Annotated in this window: 18 protein-coding genes and 1 tRNA gene; 9 read left to right on the top strand and 10 right to left on the bottom strand. The window is 73.6% G+C overall.

The window, feature by feature from the left end; all coding sequences use genetic code 11:
- Positions 1–139 precede the first annotated feature (139 nt).
- Genes DV701_RS15260 through DV701_RS15280 form a run of 5 tightly spaced genes read right to left on the bottom strand, consistent with a single transcriptional unit; the run spans position 140 to position 3846 of the window.
- The gene (locus DV701_RS15260; protein WP_114929498.1) at positions 140–436 is read right to left on the bottom strand and encodes a YetF domain-containing protein; all 297 of its coding nucleotides are present in this window, start codon (positions 434–436) and stop codon (positions 140–142) included.
- Positions 418–621: a hypothetical protein gene (locus DV701_RS15265; RefSeq protein ID WP_162803075.1), complete on the bottom strand. Its 204-nt coding sequence runs from the start codon at positions 619–621 to the stop codon at positions 418–420. Before DV701_RS15265 ends, DV701_RS15260 begins: the two co-directional genes overlap by 19 nt.
- An 18-nt stretch (positions 622–639) precedes the next feature.
- Positions 640–2283, bottom strand: coding sequence for an ABC transporter permease (locus DV701_RS15270; protein WP_114929517.1), 1644 nt, complete (start codon positions 2281–2283; stop codon positions 640–642).
- A gap of 1 nt (position 2284) precedes the next feature.
- Positions 2285–3217 (bottom strand): ABC transporter ATP-binding protein, encoded by a 933-nt coding sequence (locus DV701_RS15275; RefSeq protein ID WP_114929519.1) that lies wholly within the window; start codon positions 3215–3217, stop codon positions 2285–2287.
- A complete protein-coding gene (locus DV701_RS15280) occupies positions 3214–3846 on the bottom strand; it encodes a TetR family transcriptional regulator (RefSeq protein WP_114929521.1) in 633 nt (210 codons plus the stop codon). Before DV701_RS15280 ends, DV701_RS15275 begins: the two co-directional genes overlap by 4 nt.
- A gap of 91 nt (positions 3847–3937) precedes the next feature.
- Between DV701_RS15280 and DV701_RS15285 the strand changes: the two genes are divergently transcribed.
- Positions 3938–4453 carry a MarR family winged helix-turn-helix transcriptional regulator gene (locus DV701_RS15285; RefSeq protein ID WP_114929523.1) on the top strand — a complete coding sequence of 172 codons (516 nt, stop codon included), beginning with the start codon at positions 3938–3940 and terminating at the stop codon, positions 4451–4453.
- A gap of 37 nt (positions 4454–4490) precedes the next feature.
- On the opposite strand, the gene DV701_RS15290 is transcribed toward DV701_RS15285, so the two are convergent.
- Positions 4491–4569 (bottom strand) — tRNA-Gln (locus DV701_RS15290).
- A gap of 39 nt (positions 4570–4608) precedes the next feature.
- Positions 4609–5232 (bottom strand): TetR/AcrR family transcriptional regulator, encoded by a 624-nt coding sequence (locus tag DV701_RS15295; RefSeq protein WP_114931245.1) that lies wholly within the window; start codon positions 5230–5232, stop codon positions 4609–4611.
- A gap of 99 nt (positions 5233–5331) precedes the next feature.
- On the opposite strand from DV701_RS15295, the gene glmU reads away from it, so the two are divergent.
- From glmU to DV701_RS15320, 5 genes are all read left to right on the top strand, one after another.
- Positions 5332–6858: a bifunctional UDP-N-acetylglucosamine diphosphorylase/glucosamine-1-phosphate N-acetyltransferase GlmU gene (gene glmU / locus DV701_RS15300; RefSeq protein ID WP_114929525.1), complete on the top strand. Its 1527-nt coding sequence runs from the start codon at positions 5332–5334 to the stop codon at positions 6856–6858.
- Positions 6859–7842 carry a ribose-phosphate diphosphokinase gene (locus DV701_RS15305; protein WP_114929527.1) on the top strand — a complete coding sequence of 328 codons (984 nt, stop codon included), beginning with the start codon at positions 6859–6861 and terminating at the stop codon, positions 7840–7842. It abuts the gene before it with no gap.
- Between the two features lie 226 nt (positions 7843–8068).
- Positions 8069–8749 (top strand): 50S ribosomal protein L25/general stress protein Ctc, encoded by a 681-nt coding sequence (locus DV701_RS15310; RefSeq protein WP_114929529.1) that lies wholly within the window; start codon positions 8069–8071, stop codon positions 8747–8749.
- Positions 8750–8854: 105 nt separating this feature from the next.
- Positions 8855–9451 carry an aminoacyl-tRNA hydrolase gene (pth, locus tag DV701_RS15315; RefSeq protein WP_114929531.1) on the top strand — a complete coding sequence of 199 codons (597 nt, stop codon included), beginning with the start codon at positions 8855–8857 and terminating at the stop codon, positions 9449–9451.
- 206 nt (positions 9452–9657) lie between these two features.
- Complete coding sequence (locus DV701_RS15320; protein WP_114929533.1) at positions 9658–10749, top strand: 3-deoxy-7-phosphoheptulonate synthase; 1092 nt, start codon at positions 9658–9660, stop codon at positions 10747–10749.
- A 107-nt stretch (positions 10750–10856) separates the two neighbouring features.
- Here DV701_RS15320 and DV701_RS15325 read toward each other — a convergent pair whose 3' ends face one another.
- Complete coding sequence (locus DV701_RS15325; protein ID WP_114929535.1) at positions 10857–11576, bottom strand: PspA/IM30 family protein; 720 nt, start codon at positions 11574–11576, stop codon at positions 10857–10859.
- 103 nt (positions 11577–11679) lie between these two features.
- Positions 11680–13758, bottom strand: coding sequence for a TPM domain-containing protein (locus tag DV701_RS18530; protein ID WP_202863554.1), 2079 nt, complete (start codon positions 13756–13758; stop codon positions 11680–11682).
- A 149-nt stretch (positions 13759–13907) separates the two neighbouring features.
- Between DV701_RS18530 and mfd the strand changes: the two genes are divergently transcribed.
- Positions 13908–17510: a transcription-repair coupling factor gene (gene mfd / locus DV701_RS15335; RefSeq protein ID WP_114929539.1), complete on the top strand. Its 3603-nt coding sequence runs from the start codon at positions 13908–13910 to the stop codon at positions 17508–17510.
- 30 nt (positions 17511–17540) lie between these two features.
- On the opposite strand, the gene DV701_RS15340 is transcribed toward mfd, so the two are convergent.
- Complete coding sequence (locus DV701_RS15340; protein ID WP_114929541.1) at positions 17541–18206, bottom strand: NAD(P)H-binding protein; 666 nt, start codon at positions 18204–18206, stop codon at positions 17541–17543.
- Positions 18207–18313: 107 nt separating this feature from the next.
- Here DV701_RS15340 and DV701_RS18930 point away from each other — a divergent pair, with 107 nt between their 5' ends.
- Both DV701_RS18930 and DV701_RS18935 read left to right on the top strand, forming a co-directional pair.
- The gene (locus DV701_RS18930) at positions 18314–18865 is read left to right on the top strand and encodes a hypothetical protein (RefSeq protein WP_228255069.1); all 552 of its coding nucleotides are present in this window, start codon (positions 18314–18316) and stop codon (positions 18863–18865) included.
- Positions 18838–19854, top strand: a complete 1017-nt coding sequence (locus tag DV701_RS18935; protein WP_228255070.1) for a MazG family protein — start codon at positions 18838–18840, stop codon at positions 19852–19854. The genes DV701_RS18930 and DV701_RS18935 overlap by 28 nt, the downstream gene beginning before the upstream one ends.
- The last annotated feature ends 57 nt before the right edge of the window (positions 19855–19911 follow it).

Here is a 19911-nt window from a genome sequence, read left to right on the forward strand (position 1 = left end):
GCCCGCATCCCCGGCGCGTCGCGCACAAGGACATGGTGTGCGCCGCGGCGCGTCGGCTGCCAGGGCGACCGTCCTGCACATGACCCCGGGCGTCCTGTCCGGACCGGCGGCGGAGGGTCGCCAGCCCGGTGGTGCGTGCTCAGGCCTGCGGCGCGGCGTGCTGCCTGGGCACGACCGTGATCTCCCCCGAGGACTCCAGCGCCGCCGACTTGACCTGGTCGAGCCGCTCCAGGCCCTGATCCTTGCGGTCGGCCGCCACGATGTCGGACTCGTCCAGCCGGTCGAGGTCGAGCGCCTGCCGCAGCCGGGCGCCGTCGGGGACGAGCAGCGAGGGCACCTCCTCGGTGACCCGCGCGAACGGCGTGAACCTCCACGCCAGGAAGTCGCTGCTGCGCTGCAGCAGGACCAGCGTGACGATCACCAGGGCGGCGTGCACGAGCGAGAAGTCCTCGCCGAGCAGGCCGGCACCAGCTTCTCGGCCGCGGGCTGCGGGGTGATCGACTGCAGGTCGACGCCCCGGGTCCGGTCCGCCCTCAGCTCGAGGGTCACCCCGCCGTCGTGGGCGGCGTCGACGGCGAGCAGGAGCGTGAGCCACGGGCCGCCCGCCGCCCGCATCCTCACGACCTGCAGGTCATGCGGTCAGGAACGCCCGTGGACCTGTCGACGGCCCAGCCCGAGCAGGCCGAGGGCGACCCCGACGGCGGCGAGCACGAGCAGCACCACCAGGGGCGCGACCGTGAGCTCCTCGACGGGGACCTGGGCGGGGTGGCTCAGCGGTGAGACGTCCATCAGCCAGCGCGGCAGGTCGAGCAGGGTGCCGAAGTTGCCCACGAGGACCATCACGCCCACCAGCGTCCAGGCGACGGGGGCCAGCAGCACCGGTGCCCATCCGTAGAGCAGCGCGCACAGACCGAGGACGACCAGGACCGCGGGGACGAGGTTCACGTGCGCCAGGAGGGTGCGCCCAAGGAGCGAGCCGTCGCCGGTCACACCGGCGGCCGCGAGGCCGGTGAGCAGCCCCGTCGCGACCATGATGGCGGCGGCCCACGCGGCGACCACGACCAGGTGGGACCCGGCCCATGCGGCCCTGCTCGTGGGGGTGGCCAGCACGGCCTCGGCGCGGCCCCGGGCCTCCTCGACGCGCAGGCTCTGCACGGCGAAGACCACGTAGGCGCTGGTGACGTAGCCGGTGAGCACCGCGAGGAAGGCGAGGTAGCCGTCGGTCATCCCCCGCGTGCCGAACATCTCCTGGATCGCGGGCGGCAGCTCGGAGGCGGAGTCCACGAGCGCCTGGGCGAAGAGGCCGTCGACGACGCCGAGGGCCACGACCGCCAGGCCCCAGGCGAGGGCGGAGGGGCGCTGCAGCCGGGCCGCCAGCCCCAGCGGTGTCCCGAGAGAGGGGCGCGCGACCGGACGGCCGGGGCGCGCGGCCACCAGCCCGGCGCCCAGGTCGCGCCGCGACTGCAGCCAGAAGGCGAGGGTGACGGTGACGACGACGAGGGCCACGTGGAGCAGCAGGGGCCACCAGCGGTCCAGGACGTAGGGGGCGGCCTGGCTGCCCCACCCGAGCGGGGAGGCCCAGGAGAGGGCGGAGCCGCCGACCTGCGCCATGTCGCCCAGCGCGCGCAGCACGAAGGCCACGCCGAGCGCCCCGCCGGCCAGGCCCGCCGCTGAGCGGGAGTACTCGCTGAGCTGGACGGTGACGGCCGTGATCCCGGCGAACGCCAGACCGACCAGCCCGCAGGCGACCCCGACGATCAGCGAGCCGGTGGCCGCGAACCCGTTGGCGCTCGCCAGCCCGGCCACCACCAGAGTCACCGCGACGTCGGCGACCAGGGCCACGACCAGCGCGGCGGTGAGCGCGGCGTGCCGCCCGGCGACGTTGGCGCGGACCAGCTCGGCGCGGCCGCTCTGCTCCTCGGCGCGGGTGTGGCGGGCGAGAAGCATGATGTTCATCAGGGCGGCGATGACGAACAGGTAGAGGACGTAGCCGGCGGCGAAGAAGCGCTCGTAGGTCGGTGCGTCGAGCCCGAGGCCCGGTCCGGTGAACATCCGCCCCACCGGCTGGTTGAAGACGGGCACGACGCTCGCCAGCGCCTCCTCGGTGGGGGCCACCCCCGGCAGCGCGACGCCCACGTAGACGACGAACAGTCCCATGCCGCCGACCCACGCGGGCAGCTTGAGGCGGTCCCGGCGCAGCATCAGGCGCACCAGCGTGCCGGTGCCGGTCAGCGGCCCGGTCCCGGTGCGCCCGGCGGTATGCCGTGCGGTCGCGGCCGGCATCTCAGCGCGCCTCCAGCGCGGCCTGCTCGGCACGGTCGCGCTGCGCGAGGTCCTCGCCGTAGTGGCGCATCAGCAGCTGCTCCAGCGTCGGCGGGTGGGCGACCAGCGAGCGCACGCCGATGTCGGCGAGCGCTCGCAGCACCGGCTGCACCTGGTCGCCGTCGACCTCGAGGCGGACCTGGCCGTCCCCGACGTGCAGGTCGTGCACGCCGGGCTGCTGGGCCAGGTGGGCGGGATCGCCGACCGCGTCGGCGATGATCGTGGTGCGCGACATGTGCCGCAGGTCCCGCAGGCTGCCGCTCTCGACGATCTGCCCGTGCCGGATGATCGAGATCCGGTCGGCGAGCACCTCGACCTGGGCCAGGATGTGCGAGGAGAGCAGGACGGTGGTGCCCGTCTCCCGCGCCTCCCTGATGCAGTCCTGGAAGACGACCTCCATGAGCGGGTCGAGCCCCGCGGTCGGCTCGTCGAGCAGGAGCAGGTCGACCGGCGAGGCCAGCGCCGAGATCAGGGCCACCTTCTGCCGGTTGCCCTTGGAGTAGGTGCGCGCCTTCTTGCCGGGGTCGAGGTCGAAGCGCTCGACCAGCTCGTCGCGCCGGTTCTTGTCGAGGGCCCCGCGGAGGCGGGCGAAGAGGTCGATCGCCTCGCCGCCGGTGAGGTTGGGCCACAGCTCGACGTCACCGGGCACGTAGGCCAGCCGGCGGTGCAGCTGCACCGAGTCGGCCCACGGGTCGGCGCCGAAGAGCTCCACGGTGCCGCCGTCGGCGCGCAGCATCCCGAGCAGGACGCGCATCGTCGTCGACTTGCCGGCGCCGTTGGGCCCGAGGAAGCCGTGGACCTCGCCCGGCTCCACGGTGAGGTCGAGCCCGTCGAGGGCGGCCGTCGCGCCGAAGCGCTTGACCAGCCCGGTGGTCCGGATGACGGGTGCGTTCATGACATCCCTTCCGTGACGACGGCGTCGTGCGTCAGGACGCCCTGGGTGAAGATCTCGACGGCGGCGCGCAGATAGGGCAGCACGTCGCCGCCCTCGTCGAGCAGGTCGACGTCGAGCAGCCGCTCGAGCTGCTCGTGCAGCACCAGCGCCCCCAGCGACCAGACGGTCAGCACGACCATCCGGGCCCGGGGGTCGGCACTGGGCCGGACCTGGCCGTCGGCCTCTGCGGCGGCGGTGTAGTCGAGAGCGTCGGCGATGAGCTCGTCGATGAGCTCGTCGACCTCGGGGCTGGGTTCCACGACGGCCCGGGCGAGGTAGCGCAGCAGGGGGCGACTGTCCTCGATCTGCGCGAGCACGCCGCCCGGGTGGAGCTGGGCGCCTCGGCGCAGGGCGGCACCCTTGGTCGACCGGACCCGCTCGGCGAGCCGGCGGTCGCACGCGGTGCGCAGCCCTGCCTTGGACCCGAAGTGGTGGACGACCAGCGCAGGGGAGACACCGGCCTGCTCGGCGACCGCCTTGAGAGTCGTGGAACGAAGGCCACGGCGGCCGAAGAGGTCGACGGCGGCCACGAGGATGCGGTCCTGGGCGCTGCCGGACGGAGGGGCGGTGGACGTGCGCTCGCTCGACACACCCTCACCGTAGGACTGACTGAACGTTCAGTCAAGAGATCTGGGGTCAAGGGTCCCTCGATGTCGAGAGACATGGAGGTAGGCTCCCGCCATGGGTCAGGGCCGCGTGCGCGGGGAGGGCGAGGACGACGTCGACGGTGTCGTCGCCGCCTGGCGCCGCGAGCGCCCGGACCTCGACGTCGCCCCCCTGGAGGTGCTCTCGCGGGTCTCCCGGCTGTCGCGTCACCTGGACATCGCGCGCAGGCAGGCCTTCGCCGACCAGGGCCTGGAGGCCTGGGAGTTCGACGTGCTCTCGGCGCTGCGCCGCTCCGGCGACCCCTACCAGCTCACCCCCGGCGACCTGCTGCGCGAGACCCTCGTCACCAGCGGCACGATGACCAACCGGATCGACCGGCTCGCCGCCCGCGGCCTGCTGACCCGCCGCGCCTCGCCGCGCGACCGGCGCGCGGTGCTGGTCACGCTGACCGAGGAGGGCCGCCGGCTGGCCGACCAGGCCCTCGAGGCCCTGCTCGAGCACGAGCACGAGCTGCTGGCCGGGCTGCCCCCCGGCGACCGGGCCGAGCTGGCCGTCTACCTCAAGAGGCTGCTGGTCGACTTCGAGCCCTGAGCGGTGCGCCGGCGCCGGGCGCGCAGGGGCGGGCGGGCTCCCCGGGTAGGAATCGAACCTACGTCGCTAATCCTGATTCAAAGTCAGGCGGCCCCTACCAGCAGAGCAACCGGGGAACGTCCCAGCAGGACCCGACAAGCCTAGGCCACCGGGGCTCAGCCCTTGTGCGGCTTGGTGCGCAGCGTGGGCCTGGGCTCCATGCCGGACAGGCCGTTCCACGCCAGGTTGACCAGGTGGGCGGCCACGTCCTCCTTCTTCATCCGGCGCGAGTCCAGCCACCAGCCGCCGGGGATCGCCACCATGCCCACGAGCATCTGCGCGTAGAGCGGCGCCGTCTTGGGGTCCAGCCGCTGCCGCCTGAACTCGGCGGCCAGGATGTGCTCGACCTGGCTGGCGATGTCGCTGATCAGGCTGGCGAAGGACCCCGTGGACTGCCCGGGCGGGCTGTCGCGGACCAGGATGCGGAAGCCGTCGGTGGAGCTCTCGATGTAGTCCAGCAGGGCCAGCGCGGCCGCCTCGAGCAGCGCTCGTGAGTGCGGGGCGCGGCCGGGCTCGGTCGGCTGCAGGGCCGCCGTCACCTGCGTGAGCAGGGCCTGGATCTCGCGGTCGACGACGACCGCGTAGAGCCCCTCCTTGCCACCGAAGTGCTCGTAGAGGACCGGCTTGGACACCTCGGCGGTCGCGGCGATCTCCTCCACCGTGGTGCCCTCGAAGCCCTTCTCGGCGAAGAGCCGACGCCCCACCTCGATGAGCTGCTGGCGGCGCTGCGGGCCGGTCATCCGGTTGCGCGGCGAGGACTTGGGGTGGGAGGCGGTCACGGCGCCATCATCCCAAACCCGTGGGTATGGGGTTCGCCCGCCGCGGGTACAGTCGTCACCGTGACCTCGTACCACCCTGCCGCCGTCATCGTCCTGGCCGCCGGCGAAGGCACCCGGATGAAGTCCACGACCCCCAAGGTTCTGCACCGCATCGGCGGTCGCTCGCTGCTGGGCCACGCCCTGCACGCCGCCCGACAGGTCGCTCCGGAGCACCTGGCCGTCGTGGTCCGCCACGAGCGGCAACGGGTCGCCGACCACGTCGCCGAGCTCGACGCCGGGGCCCTCGTCGCCGACCAGGACGAGGTCAAGGGCACCGGGCGGGCCTGCGAGTGCGGGCTGAACGCGCTGCCCGCCGACCTGACCGGCACCGTCCTGGTGACGATGGGCGACGTGCCCCTGCTCACCGGCCAGACCCTCGTGGAGCTGACCGAGCGGCACGAGTCCTCCGGGGCGGCCGTCACCGTCATCACCGCCGAGCTGCCCGACGCCAAGGCCTACGGCCGGGTGGTGCGCGACGGGGCCGGGGACGTCGTGGAGATCATGGAGTACAAGGACGCCCTGGCCCACCGCGAGGCCGGCGACGAGTACGCCCACGTGGTGGACGTCCGGGAGATCAACTCCGGCATCTACGCCTTCGACGCACAGGTCCTTCGGTCGGCGCTGGCCGAGGTGGGGACCGAGAACGCCCAGGGGGAGAAGTACCTCACCGACGTCATCGGGATCGCCCGCCGCGACGGCCGCCGCGTGGCCGCGCTGCTGGTGGACGACGTCTGGCAGACCGAGGGCGTCAACGACCGGGTGCAGCTGGCCGAGCTGGGCCGGGAGCTCAACCGCCGCACGGTCGAGCACTGGATGCGCGAGGGCGTCACCGTCGTCGACCCGGCCACGACCTGGATCGACGCCGACGTCACGATCGGCCGGGACACCACGGTGCGCCCCGGCACCCAGCTGCTGGGCGCCACGACCGTCGGCGCCGACGGCGTGATCGGCCCGGACACGACGCTCACCGACGTGGAGGTCGGCGACGGCGCCAGCGTGGTGCGGACCCAGGCCGAGCTGGCCACGGTCGGCCCCGGCGCCACCGTCGGCCCGTTCTCCTACCTGCGGCCGGGCACGGTCCTGGGGGCGGGTGGCAAGATCGGCGGCTTCGTGGAGACCAAGAACGCCCAGATCGGCGACGGTGCCAAGGTGCCGCACCTGACCTACTGCGGCGACGCGACGATCGGCGAGGGTGCCAACATCGGCGCCGGCACGATCTTCGCCAACTACGACGGCGTCGCCAAGCACCGCACCACGGTCGGGCGGCACAGCTTCGTCGGCTCCGACTCCGTCCTCGTGGCTCCCGTGGAGATCGCCGACGGCGCCTACGTCGCGGCCGGGTCGACCATCGAGGGCCGGGTGGGCCCGGGCCAGATCGCGGTCGCCCGCGGCCGCCAGCGCAACGTCGACGGCTGGGTGGCGCGTCGTCGCGCCGGCACGGCGACGGCGCGTGCCGCCGAGGAGGCGCAGCAGGCCGCCCGGGACGGCGCCGTTGACGGCGAGGCACGGCATACCTCCCCCGAACCCACCCCCACCCAGGAGAGCTGAATGACCGGCATCCACCGCACGCCCGAGAAGAACCTGATGGTGTTCTCCGGCCGCGCCTACCCCGCGCTGGCCGAGGAGATCGCGGACAACCTCGGGACGTCGCTGGTGCCGAGCCAGAACTACGCCTTCGCCAACAGCGAGATCTACGTGCGCTTCGACGAGTCGGTGCGCGGGTGCGACGCCTTCGTCATCCAGAGCCACACCGCGCCGGTCAACGAGTGGATCATGGAGCACCTGATCATGGTCGACGCGCTCAAGCGCGCCTCGGCCAAGCGGATCACCGTGGTGCTGCCGTTCTACGGCTACGCCCGCCAGGACAAGAAGCACCGCGGCCGTGAGCCGATCTCGGCGCGCCTGATGGCCGACCTGTTCAAGACCGCCGGCGCCGACCGGCTGATGGCCGTCGACCTGCACACCGCGCAGATCCAGGGCTTCTTCGACGGGCCGGTCGACCACCTCATGGCCCTGCCGATCCTGGCCGACTACGTCAAGGAGAAGTACGGCCACGAGCAGCTGGCGGTCGTCTCCCCGGACGCCGGCCGGATCAAGGTCGCGGAGTACTGGTCCAACCGGCTCGGCGGCGTGCCGCTGGCCTTCATCCACAAGACCCGCGACATCACCCGGCCCAACCAGTCGATGGCCAAGCGGGTCGTCGGGGAGGTCGAGGGCCGCACCTGCGTGCTGGTCGACGACATGATCGACTCCGGCGGCACGATCTGCCAGGCCGCCGACGCGCTGATGGCCGACGGGGCCCGCAGCGTCGTCATCGCCGCCACCCACGCGATCTTCTCCGACCCGGCCGTGGACCGGCTGCGCGAGTCGGTGGCGCGCGAGGTGATCGTCACCAACACGCTGCCGATCTCGGAGGAGGCCCGGGCCCTGGACAAGGTCACCGAGCTCTCGATCGCGCCGCTGATCAGCCGCGCCATCCGCGAGGTGTTCGAGGACGGCTCGGTCACCTCGATGTTCGACGGCCGCGCCTAGGGTCCCGACGCCGCCGGGACGGGATTTCGCCGGGTCCGGGGCGGGCGCTAGACTTGCCGGGTTGCCTCGGCGAGGGACACCGCACGGTTGCGGCCCGTCCGTGATTCGACGAAGCGTGCTGGACGCCCCGGTCCCGGGTGCCTCCTGCGCCTCCGCGAGCACCCGTGCCCTGTCCCGCGTCGAGGCCCGACCCGACCGACCACCCAGCGACCGAAGGACCTCCCGCATGTCCGACCAGATCAAGATCACCGCAGAGCAGCGCACCGAGTTCGGCAAGGGCGCGGCCCGCCGCATCCGGCGCACCGACAAGATCCCCGCCGTCCTCTACGGGCGCGGCACCGAACCCGAGCACCTGACCCTGCCCGGCCACGCCACCATGATGGCGCTGAAGATCCAGAACGCCGTCCTCACCCTGGACGTCGAGGGCGAGGAGCGCCTGGCCCTGGCCAAGGACGTCCAGCGCGACCCGATCAAGCGCACCATCGAGCACGTCGACCTCGTCCTCATCAAGAAGGGCGAGAGGGTCGTCGTCGACATCGCGATCCACGTCGAGGGCGACGCCGCACCGGACACCTTCGTCAACCTGGAGTACCCGCACATCTCCGTGGAGACCGAGGCCACCCACATCCCCGAGTCCTTCACCGTCTCGGTCGAGGGCAAGGAGCCCGGCTTCCAGATCCTTGCCGGCGGCGTCGAGCTGCCCGAGGGCGTGACCCTGGTCACCGACCCCGAGGAGCTCATCGTCCACGTCTCCAAGTCCATCTCCGAGGAGGCCCTGGAGGCCGAGCTCGCCGAGGCCGAGGCCGAGGCCGGCATCGAGCACGAGGAGAGCGACGAGGAGGCCGCGGCCGAGGGCGAGGGTGAGGCCGCCGTCGAGGGCGGCGACGAGGACAAGTCCGAGGAGTGAGCCGCTGAGGCACACCCCCACCGCGCACGCACGGCCACGTCCCCGCCGGGGGCGTGGCCGTGCCCGCACCACGACCGCCCCGCACGTCGCAAGGAGCAGCTGCCCGTGGACGCACCCTGGCTCGTCGTCGGTCTGGGCAACCCCGGACCGCGCTACGAGGGCAACCGGCACAACGTCGGCGCGATGGTCCTCGCCGAGCTGGCGCGCGGCGCCTCGGCCACGCTGCGCCAGCACAAGAAGGCCCAGGCCTGGGCCGCGGAGGTGCGGCTGGGCACCGCACCGGGCGGGCTGCCCGGCCCGCGCGCGGTGCTCGCCCGGCCCGCGACCTACATGAACGTCTCCGGGGGACCGGTCGCCGGCCTGGTCAACTTCTACAAGGTGCCGCTGGAGCAGGTGGTCGTCGTCCACGACGAGCTCGACATCGACTTCGGCGCCGTCCGGCTCAAGCGGGGCGGCGGGGAGGGCGGCCACAACGGGTTGCGCTCGATCAGCCAGTCCCTGGGCAGCCGCGACTACCTGCGCGTCCGGCTGGGCGTGGGACGACCCCCGGGCCGCCAGGACCCGGCCGACTACGTGCTGTCCGACTTCCCCGCGCGCGACCGCACCGAGGTGGAGCTGCTGGTCGGCGACGGCGGCGACGCGGTCCTGGACCTCGTGCAGCTGGGGCTCGAGGCGACCCAGCAGCGGTTCCACTCCCGCTGACGGCGCAGCACGGCAGATGTGTATGCTGGCACCCATGCTCAGCGCGCACCGCTATTTTCCCTTCGGGTCGGCTCCGGCCGGCGCGAAGATCTGCTGACGCGCGCACACCGGAGCCGACCCAGGGCGTGGACCACAAGGTCCGCGCCCTTCGCCATTTCACCAGGCGGGCGCCCCGGGACCAGGGCGGCCGCCGCCCAGGAGGAGACATGACCCCCACCACGACCGCGGGACGCGCCACCGACGACCTGCGCGTGCTGCGGATGGAGCCGCTGCCCACCCCGCGGGAGGTCCGGGCCGGCCTGCCGCTGCCCGAGGCCTGCGCCGAGCTCGTGGACCGCTCCCGGCGCGAGGTCCAGGAGGTGCTGAGAGGCCAGGACGACCGCCTCCTCGTCGTCGTCGGCCCCTGCTCGGTCCACGACCCCGTCGCGGCCCTCGACTACGCCCGGCGTCTTCAGGCCCAGGCGCGCCGGCTCGAGGACGACCTGCTCGTGGTGATGCGCGTCTACTTCGAGAAGCCCCGCACCACGACCGGCTGGAAGGGTCTGGTCAACGACCCCGACCTCGACGGCAGCTACGACATCCCCCGTGGGCTGCGGCTGGGCCGGCAGGTGCTGCTGGACGTGCTCGGTGCCGGGCTTCCGGCGGCCTGCGAGTTCCTCGAGACGACCACGCCCCAGTACCTGTCCGACGCGGTCACCTACGGCGCGGTCGGGGCGCGCACCGTCGAGTCCCAGGTCCACCGCCAGCTCGTCTCCGGGCTGTCGATGCCGGTCGGCCTCAAGAACGGCTCCGACGGCGACGTGCAGGTCGCGGTCGACGCCTGCGTGGCGGCCGCGGCGGCGCAGACCTTCCTCGGCGTGGACGCGGACGGACGCGCCGCCGTGGTCGAGACGGCGGGCAACCGGGACGCGCACGTGGTGCTGCGGGGCGGCCGGGCTGCCCCCAACCACGACGCGGTCTCGGTGCAGGCTGCGGCCGACCGGCTCGCCGGCGCGGGCCTGCAGCGCCGGCTCGTGGTGGACGCCAGCCACGGCAACAGCCGCAAGGACCACGTGCGCCAGGCCGGCGTCGCGCGGGAGATCGGGGCGCAGGTCGCTGCGGGCGAGGACGCCGTCGTCGGCATCATGCTGGAGAGCTTCCTCGTCCCGGGCCGTCAGGAGCCGGCACCCGCCGGCCTGGTCTACGGGCAGTCGGTCACCGACGCGTGCATGGGCTGGGACACGACGGTGGAGGTCCTCGACGACCTCGCCGGGGCGGTCCGGACGCGACGGCAGGTCCGCCGCTCCGACCCGGCCTGAGGGACGGCTCCGCCCCACTCACGTACCGGCGTTGTAGAGAACTCGTGATGGATCATGCGTTCTCTACAAGAAGAGTACGTAAGTGGGGCCCCGGGCGGGGCCGGACCTCAGCCCTGCTGGTTCTTCAGGGCCTGCAGGCGAGCCTCCACCTCGGCGTCGGCCGAGCCCGACTCCAGCTCGGCGAACTGGTCCTCCAGCGAGGTGGACTGCGCCTCGGCGCGGCCCTGCACGAGCGCCTCCTCCTTGCGGATGCTGTCGTCCCACCGGGACAGGTCGCTGGTCGGGTCCATCACGTCGATGGAGGACATCGCGTCCTGGACCTTGTTCTGCGCCTCGACGCTGCGGGCCCGGGCCACGAGCGTGCTGCGCCGCGACTTCAGGTCCTCCAGCTTGGTCTTCATCTGGGTCAGCCCGTCCTTGAGCTGCTCGATGGTGGCGTTCTGCTGCTGGACGTTGGGCTCCATGACCTTGACGTCGTTCTCGTGCTGGATCTGCCGGCTGAGGGCAACCCGTGCGAGGTCGTCGAACTTGAACGCCCCGTCGGGGTCGCCCTTGCCGCGCAGCTCCTCGGCCTTGGCCGAGGCGGCCGCCGCCTTGCGTCCCCACTCGGCCGAGGCGTCGCGGTCGGACTGCAGGTCGGACTCCGCCATCCGCACGTTGGCGATGGTCTGGGCCACCGCCTCCTCGGCCTCGGCGATGCTGTTGGTGTAGTCCCGGACGAGCTGGTCCAGCATCTTCTCGGGGTCCTCCGCGCGGTCCAGCAGCGAGTTGATGTTGGCGCGCGCGAGCTGGCTGATGCGCCCGAGGACGGTCTGCTTCTGGGTCATGCTCGGTTTCCTTTCGTCGGATCCTGCGTCTTGTTGACGGTATGTCGTGTGCTGGGGTTCCGCGCCAGGTGCGCCGGTAGCGACGGGGCACCCGCGGCGACGCCTAGAAGCGTCCGCCGCCGAACGTGCCTCCTCCACCGCCGCCGAAGCTGCCGCCGCCGAAGCTGCCACCCCCGAAGCCTCCTCCGCCGCCGAAGCCGCCGCCACCGCCCCAGCCGCCGCTGTGGTGGTGCCCCCCGCCGCGGCCCCCGAGCAGGATGCCGCCGAGGATCACCGACCACGGGTCCAGGCCGCCGCGGCGCCCGCCGTAGCCCCCCGACCCGCCCCAGGAGTCCATGTCGTTCTGTGCCTCGGTGAGCGCCTGCTCGCCGAGCTGCTCGGCCCGGGTGAGCAGGCCCATCGCGTTGGTCGGGTCCTGCTCGGCCGCCTGCTGGGCCTCGTCGAAGACGCGCAGCGCCTCGGAGATGCGGGTGCGGGCGCCGCTGTTGACCGCGCCACGGCGGGTGCGGATCGTCTCGTCGATGCTGCGCAGCCGGGCACCGACCCGGGCGACGCGCTGGGAGAAGTTCTCCCGCATCCGGGTGGTGTGCTCCTCGGCGTCGCGCATCGGCTGGAGCAGCGTGTCGAGGTCGTGCTCGGCGGCGTCCAGCTCGGCGATCGCCCGCAGCGGGTCGCCGGAGGTGCGCGAGCTCTGGGCCTGCTCGACGGCCGCGCGGGCGCGGTCGGCGGCCTGGGCGATGACCGGCTCGCGCGGCGCGAGCCGCTGCACGTCACGCAGGTCGGAGGTGATCGAGGCGACGCGCCGGGTCAGCTCCTGCGCGGATCCGGCCAGCGCCTGGTCGGCCTGGGAGATCTGGTCCAGCAGCGTGACCGCCTGGCCGACCGACTCCTCCGCCGCGCGGGCGGCTGCCACCGCCGAGGGGCGGTCGTCGCGCTCCAGCGACTGCCTGCCCGCGGTGACGAAGCCGTCGGCCGAGCGGAGCAGCTCCTCGGCGTGGGTGCGGTGCTCGCGCACCGTCACCAGGGCCTGCGTGGGGTAGCGCGCGGAGAGACCGGCCAGCTCCTGGTCGGCGACCGGCAGCCGCTCCTGCACCTCGCCCAGCCGGGTCCGCAGCTCGGCGAGGAACTCGGGCGCGCGGTCCTGCAGGGCGCGCAGGGTGGCGAACTCCTGGGTGTGCTCGTCCAGCGTCGTGCGCGCGGTGCCGGTCAGCTCGATGATGCGCGCGAGCATCGTGCGCTCGACGTCCTCGGGCTCCTTCTGGTCGTCGTCGAGCTGCTGGCGCAGGGAGAAGGCCTCCTTGGCCGAGGCGCGCGCCCGCCCGAGCACGGTCCTGAACTGCTCGGTGCGCTGGGTCCCGAACTGCGCCTCGGCGAAGGAGAGCTCCTCCTGCGCCGAGCGCACCGCGTTGTCCATGCCGACGAGGGCCTCGGCAGCCTGGCGCTGCAGGTCCGGCAGCGAGACGCCCTGGGCCGAGGTCGGCACCGGGGCGCCCGAGCTGGGACGCCGGCGACGCTTGCCCATCGCGGTGACCAGTCCCGCGCCGGCGAAGAGCACGACCGGCGCGGCGAAGAGCAGGGTGCCCAAGCCGCTGCCGAGCCCGCCGGAGGAGCGGGGATAGACGGGGCCCTGGTCCTCGGGGACGGCGACCCCGCCCCCGCTGCCGGCGCTGGCGTACTCGCGCTCGAAGCCGGTCACCGCACCGGACACCGCGCCCGCCCAGTCCGAGTCGCGCAGCGCGGGCTCGATGTCCTGCAGCTGCACGGTGCGTACGGACGCGGCGGGCAGGGTGCCGGACACGTCGCCGACGCCGTAGAGCCGGTCGTCGACAGCCACCGCGAGCACGAGGTCCCCGTCCCCCATCCGGGAGACCGACGAGGTGTCCTGCGCCCACGTCGGGCCGTCAACGGGGCTGCCCGAGCTGTCCTCGAAGGTGTCGACGAAGACCACGAACAGCTGCAGGCCGGTCTCGTCCCGCAGCTGCTCCACCTCGGTGCGCGCGGCCTCCTCCTCGGCCGGGCTCAACGCGTCGGCCTGGTCGGTGACGGAGTCGGCCAGGTCGAGCGGCTCGGAGGCGTGCGCGGGGGCGCCGGGGCCGAGCAGGCACGACGCGGCGACCCAGCCGGCGACGAGGAGGGCGCGGCCGCGCGGCCGTCGTCCCCGGAGCGGTGCGAGCGTGGTCATCACGTGGTGATCCTCCCTGACCAGCGAGCTGCGGTCCACCCGTGGGGGGTGAACCGTGTGCGGATCAGCATCCCACGCACGGTCCTAGACTGGACCACTGGCCACCTGCCAGCACCCCGACCGCCCGCCCGGCGAAGGACCCTCACCGCATGCACCTCTCACCCGTCGTCGACCTGCTCTGCGCCGATCCCGCCGCCGCGCGGGTGCTCGAGGCCGCCCGCTCCGGCGAGCCGGTCGTCGAGGTGTCCGCCGCGGCCGGCGCCCACCCGGCGCTGGTGGCGGCGCTCGCCCGCGCGGACCAGGCCCCGCTGCTGGCGGTGACGGCCACCGGGCGGGAGGCCGACGACCTCGTCGCCGCGCTCGGCTCGCTCCTCGAGGAGGGACCGTCCGCGGTCGCGGCCTTCCCCAGCTGGGAGACGCTGCCGCACGAGCGGCTCAGCCCGCGCTCGGACACCGTCGGCCGGCGGCTGGCCACCCTGCGCCGGCTCGCGCACCCGGACCCGCAGGACGAGCAGGCGGGCCCGGTCCGGGTCGTCGTCGCCTCGGTGCGCGCGCTGCTCCAGCCGCTCGTCAGGGGGCTGGGCGACCTCGTCCCGGTCCGGCTGCGCGCCGGTGACGAGCGGCCGCTGTCGGAGGTCGTCGACGCGCTGGCGGCCGCGGCCTACACCCGCACCGACATGGTCGAGCGCCGCGGCGAGTTCGCCGTGCGCGGCGGGATCCTCGACGTCTTCCCGCCCACCGAGGAGCACCCGGTGCGCGTCGAGTTCTGGGGCGACACCGTCGAGGAGGTGCGCTGGTTCAAGGTCGCCGACCAGCGCTCGCTGGAGATGGTCGGCCAGGAGCACGGGCTCTACGCCCCGCCCTGCCGCGAGCTGCTGCTCACCGACGACGTCCGCGAGCGGGCGCGCGAGCTCGTCGGCAGCCTCCCGGGCGCCGCGGACCTGCTGGCCAAGGTCGCCGAGGGCATCGCGGTCGAGGGTATGGAGTCGCTCTCGCCGGTCCTCGTCGACGGCATGGAGACGGTCGTGGACGTGCTGCCCGCGGGCTCCCGGGTCGTCGTCGTGGAGCCCGAGCGGGTGCGCACCCGCGGGCACGACCTGGTCGCCACCAGCCGGGAGTTCCTCGAGGCCAGCTGGGCGGCTGCGGCGACCGTCGAGGGCGCGGCCCCGATCGACCTGCAGCGCGCCCTGGGCACGGCGTCCTCGTGGGAGCTGGGCGACATGCGCGAGCACACGCTGGCCACCGGGCGGGCGTGGTGGTCGCTGACCTCCTTCGCGGTCGACACCGAGCTGGCCGGGGACGACACCCTCGAGGTGCCGAGCTCCCCGGTGAACTCCTACCGCGGCGACCGGGAGGCGATCTTCGCCGACCTGCGCTCCTGGCTGGGCGAGCGCCGGCGGGTGCTCGTCAGCCTGGACGGGCCCGGCATGGCCAGGCGGGTGGCCGAGATCCTGGGCGAGAACGACATACCTCAGCGGCTGGAGAGCGAGCTGACCTCCGCGGAGGTGCTGAGCCCGGACCGGATCACGCTGACCACCGGCGCCGTGGGGCACGGCTTCGTCCTGCCGGGTGCCGGCTTCGTGCTCGTGGGGGAGGCGGACCTGATCGGCCAGTCGTCCACGGGGGGCTCGACGCGGGACATGCGCCGGATGCCCTCGCGCCGCCGCCAGCAGGTCGACCCGCTCGCGCTGCGTCCCGGCGACTACGTCGTGCACGAGCAGCACGGCGTGGGCCGGTTCGTGGAGATGGTCCAGCGTCAGGTCCAGGGAGCGACGCGGGAGTACGTCGTGCTGGAGTACGCGAGCTCCAAGCCGCGCGGGCACGGCATACCGGACCGGCTGTACCTGCCGACCGACCAGCTGGACCAGCTGACCAAGTACGTCGGCGGCGAGGCCCCCACCCTGAACCGGCTGGGCGGCTCGGACTGGCAGAAGACCAAGAGCCGGGCGCGCAAGCACATCAAGCAGATCGCGGCCGAGCTGATCCGGCTCTACTCGGCGCGGATGGCCAGCCAGGGGCACGCGTTCGCCCCGGACACGCCGTGGCAGCGCGAGCTCGAGGACGCCTTCGCCTTCACCGAGACCCCCGACCAGCTCTCCTCGATCGAGGAGGTCAAGGAGGACATGGAAAAGCCGGTCCCGATGGACCGGCTGATCAGCGGCGACGTCGGCTACGGCAAGACCGAGATCGCGGTGCGGGCGGCGTTCAAGGCGATCCAGGACGGCAAGCAGGTCGCGGTGCTCGTGCCGACGACGCTGCTGGTGCAGCAGCACTTCCAGACCTTCTCCGAGCGCTATGCGCAGTACCCCGTCACCGTGCGCTCGCTGTCGCGCTTCCAGTCGGACAAGGACGCCAGGGAGACGGTCGCGGGGCTGGCCGACGGCTCGGTCGACGTGGTGATCGGCACGCACCGGCTCCTCGGCTCCACCGTGCGCTTCAAGGACCTCGGCCTGGTCATCATCGACGAGGAGCAGCGCTTCGGCGTCGAGCACAAGGAGCAGCTCAAGGCGCTGCGCACCGACGTCGACGTGCTGGCCATGTCGGCCACGCCCATCCCGCGCACCCTGGAGATGGCGGTGACCGGCATCCGGGAGATGTCGACGCTGGCCACGCCCCCGGAGGAGCGGCACCCGGTCCTGACCTTCGTCGGCGGCTACGACGAGAAGCAGATCGCCGCGGCGGTGCGGCGCGAGCTGCTGCGGGAGGGCCAGGTCTTCTTCGTGCACAACAAGGTGAGCTCGATCGAGAAGGCCGCCTCCCGGCTGCGCGAGCTGGTCCCGGAGGCCCGGATCGCCACGGCCCACGGGCAGATGGGCGAGCACCGGCTGGAGGAGGTCGTCGTCGACTTCTGGGAGCGGCGCTTCGACGTCCTGGTCTGCACCACGATCGTGGAGACCGGCCTGGACATCTCCAACGCCAACACCCTCATCGTCGAGCGGGCCGACACCTTCGGGCTCTCCCAGCTGCACCAGCTGCGCGGACGCGTGGGCCGCGGCCGCGAGCGCGCCTACGCCTACTTCCTCTACCCGCCGGAGAAGCCGCTGACCGAGACCGCCGTCGACCGCCTGCAGACGATCGCGGCCAACACCGACCTCGGCTCGGGCATCGCCGTGGCGATGAAGGACCTGGAGATCCGCGGTGCCGGCAACCTGCTCGGCGGCGAGCAGTCCGGCCACATCGAGGGGGTCGGCTTCGACCTCTACGTGCGGATGGTCGGCGAGGCCGTCGCCCGGTTCAAGGGAGAGGGCGAGGAGGCGCCGGCCGAGGTCAAGATCGAGCTGCCGGTCGACGCGCACCTGCCGCACGACTACGTGCCGGGGGAGCGGCTGCGGCTGGAGGCCTACCGCAAGCTGGCGCAGGTCACCGACGAGGCCGAGCTGGCGCAGATCCGCGAGGAGCTCGTGGACCGGTACGGCGAACCGCCGGTCCCGGTGCAGACCCTGCTGGAGGTGGCGCGGCTGCGGACGGTGGCCCGCGCCGCGGGGGTCGCCGACGTGGGCGTGCAGGGCAAGATGATCCGCTTCGCCCCCGTCGAGGGGCTGCGGGAGAGCCAGCAGCTGCGGCTCAACCGGCTCTACCCCGGGACGATCATCAAGCCGGCTCTGCGCCAGGTCCTGGTGCCCGCGCCGACGACCGCGCGCGTGGGCGGCAAGCCGCTGCGCGACGGCGCGGTCCTCGAGTGGGCCTCCCAGCTGCTGAGGGCCGTCCTGCTGGACGACATCGCGGCCGCCGCGGGCGGAAGCGTCGGCTGAGGGCCGGGCGGGGGCGCCCGGCGCCCTCGGTCAGGAGCCAGCCAGCGCGTCCAGCGCCTCGTCGATCGGGTCCGGCCCGTTGTTGAACTGCACGGTCCGCCCGTGCAGGTCCTCCCGGTCGACCACGGCGGCGGCGACGCGGGCGACGTCGTCCCGGCTGACCTGGCCCGCGCTGACGCTGCCGGTGCCGTCGTCGACCTCGACATGGCCGGTCCCAGCCTCCAGGGTGAGGGTGCTCGGGGCGAGGACGACCCAGTCCAGGCTGCTCGCGCGCAGGTGGGCGTCGGCCGCGGCCTTGGCCTCGGCGTAGTGCACGAACGGGTTGTCCTGGGGGACGCCGTGGTCCGGCCCGGCGCCGAAGTAGGACACCATGACGTAGCGGTCGACGCCCGCGCGGACGGCGGCGTCCATCGACCGGATCGCCGCGTCGCGGTCGACCGCGTAGGTCCGGTCGGGGTCGCTTCCGCCGGCGCCGGCCGACCAGACGACCAGGTCGTGCCCGGCGAGCAGGTCGGTGAGCGCGTCGGTGTCCATGGACTCGACGTCGGCGACCACGGGCAGGGCCCCCGTGGCGGCCACCTCCTGCGCGTGGTCGGGGTTGCGGATGATCGCGTCGACCTCGTGCCCGGCCCCGCGCAGCAGCGGGCTGAGCCTGAGGGCGACCTTGCCGTGTCCTCCGATGATGGCTATTCGCATGACAGGGACAGCAAGTCCGGGGCGCCGGACATTCCCTGGGTGGCCCGGCCCGGCCCGGGTCCGGACCTGGGAGGGCCCCGTCAGCACGCCGTGCGATGATGGCGCGCGTGAAGCGATCACGTCTCGTCCCCGCCCTCGCCCTGACCGCCATCCTGGCGCTGGCCGGGTGCTCGGCCGTCGGATCCGACACGGGTGTCTCCGTGGACGGCCAGAGCTACTCGATGGACGACCTGCACCAGGCCACCACCCAGCTCAACGAGGCGTTCGGCCCGCAGGCCGGCGGCCAGCAGCTCGGCGCCCAGCAGGTCATCGCCAGCCTGGCGCTGCTCCCCCTGCTCGACCAGGTCTTCGAGGGGTCCCCAGCGGTCGTCAGCGACACCGAGGTCCGGTCCTCGCTCGGCGAGAACGGCGTCTCCGACCCGGGCCCGGCGACCATGGACGCCGAGCGCTCCCGGCTCTACCAGACCAAGCTCGGCGACCCGGCCACCCTGCAGGACCCGGCGATGGCCGAGGTCCTCGCCCGGGCCCAGTCGGTCACCGAGGAGGACCTCGCGGCCGTCGACGTCGAGGTCAACCCGCGCTACGGCACCTGGGACGTGGCCAACGGCGGGCTGGTCCCGCAGGTCCCCGCGTGGATCCAGAGCTCCGACGACAGCTGAGCCTGCTGCTGAGCAGCCCCCGCATCGCGCCCGGGCTGCTCTCGGCCGCGGCCTGGGAGGCGCTGGGCGCCGCGGACGCCGTGCTCTGCGCTGATCCCGGGGGCCCGCAGGCGACGGCGGTCCGCGCCGCGGGCATCGAGGTCGGCGCCGTCCCGCCGGCGGCACGGTCGCCGCAGAGCCTGGCCGAGCACCTGCTCGGCCGCGCCGCCGAGGGATCTGTCGTCTGGGTCGGCTCGCCCGACGGCGACCCGGGCCTGGCCGAGGCGCTCGCCGTCGCCCTGCCCGAGGACGAGGCCCCCACGCTCGAGCTGCTCGTCGGCTCCTGGGACGTGCCGGGCGCCCGTCTGCTGGACGCAGTCGCCGTCATGGACCGCCTCCGGTCCCCGGGCGGCTGCCCCTGGGACGCGGAGCAGACGCACGCGAGCCTCACCCCATACCTGGTGGAGGAGGCGCACGAGGCCGTCGAGGCGCTCGAGGTGCTCGACCGCCCGGACGCCGACCGCGACCACGCGGTCGAGGAGCTCGGCGACGTCCTCCTGCAGGTGCTCTTCCACGCCCGGGTCGCGGCCGAGCACCAGGACGACCCGTTCGACGTCGACGACGTCGCGGCCGGGCTCGTCGACAAGCTCGTGCGCCGCCACCCCCACGTCTTCGCCGACGTCGACGCCGACACCCCCGAGGCCGTGGAGGCCAGCTGGGAGCAGATCAAGGCGCGGGAGAACAGGGGCAGGCCCGACCGGGCGGGCCTCCTGGACGGCATTCCCGCAGGTATGCCACCGCTCGCCCGCGCGGCCAAGGTCGCCTCGCGGATGCGCCGGGCCGGGCAGGAGGAGCGGCTGCGCGACTGGGTGGAGGCGCGTCTGGAGCAGCGTGACCCCGGCGCCCTGCTGCTCGACGCGCTCCTGGACCTGCACGACGGCGACGTCGACGCGGCCGCCGCGCTGCGGCAGACCCTGCGCGACCTGCAGGAGCAGGTCCGGGGCGAGTGACCGGCACCCTGGGCCACTAGGCTGCTGGGTCAGACAGCCCATCCTCATCAGAAGGAG

Origin of the sequence: Ornithinimicrobium avium (genome assembly GCF_003351765.1) — a bacterium.
In the GTDB taxonomy this organism is placed as follows: Bacteria; Actinomycetota; Actinomycetes; order Actinomycetales; family Dermatophilaceae; genus Ornithinicoccus; species Ornithinicoccus avius.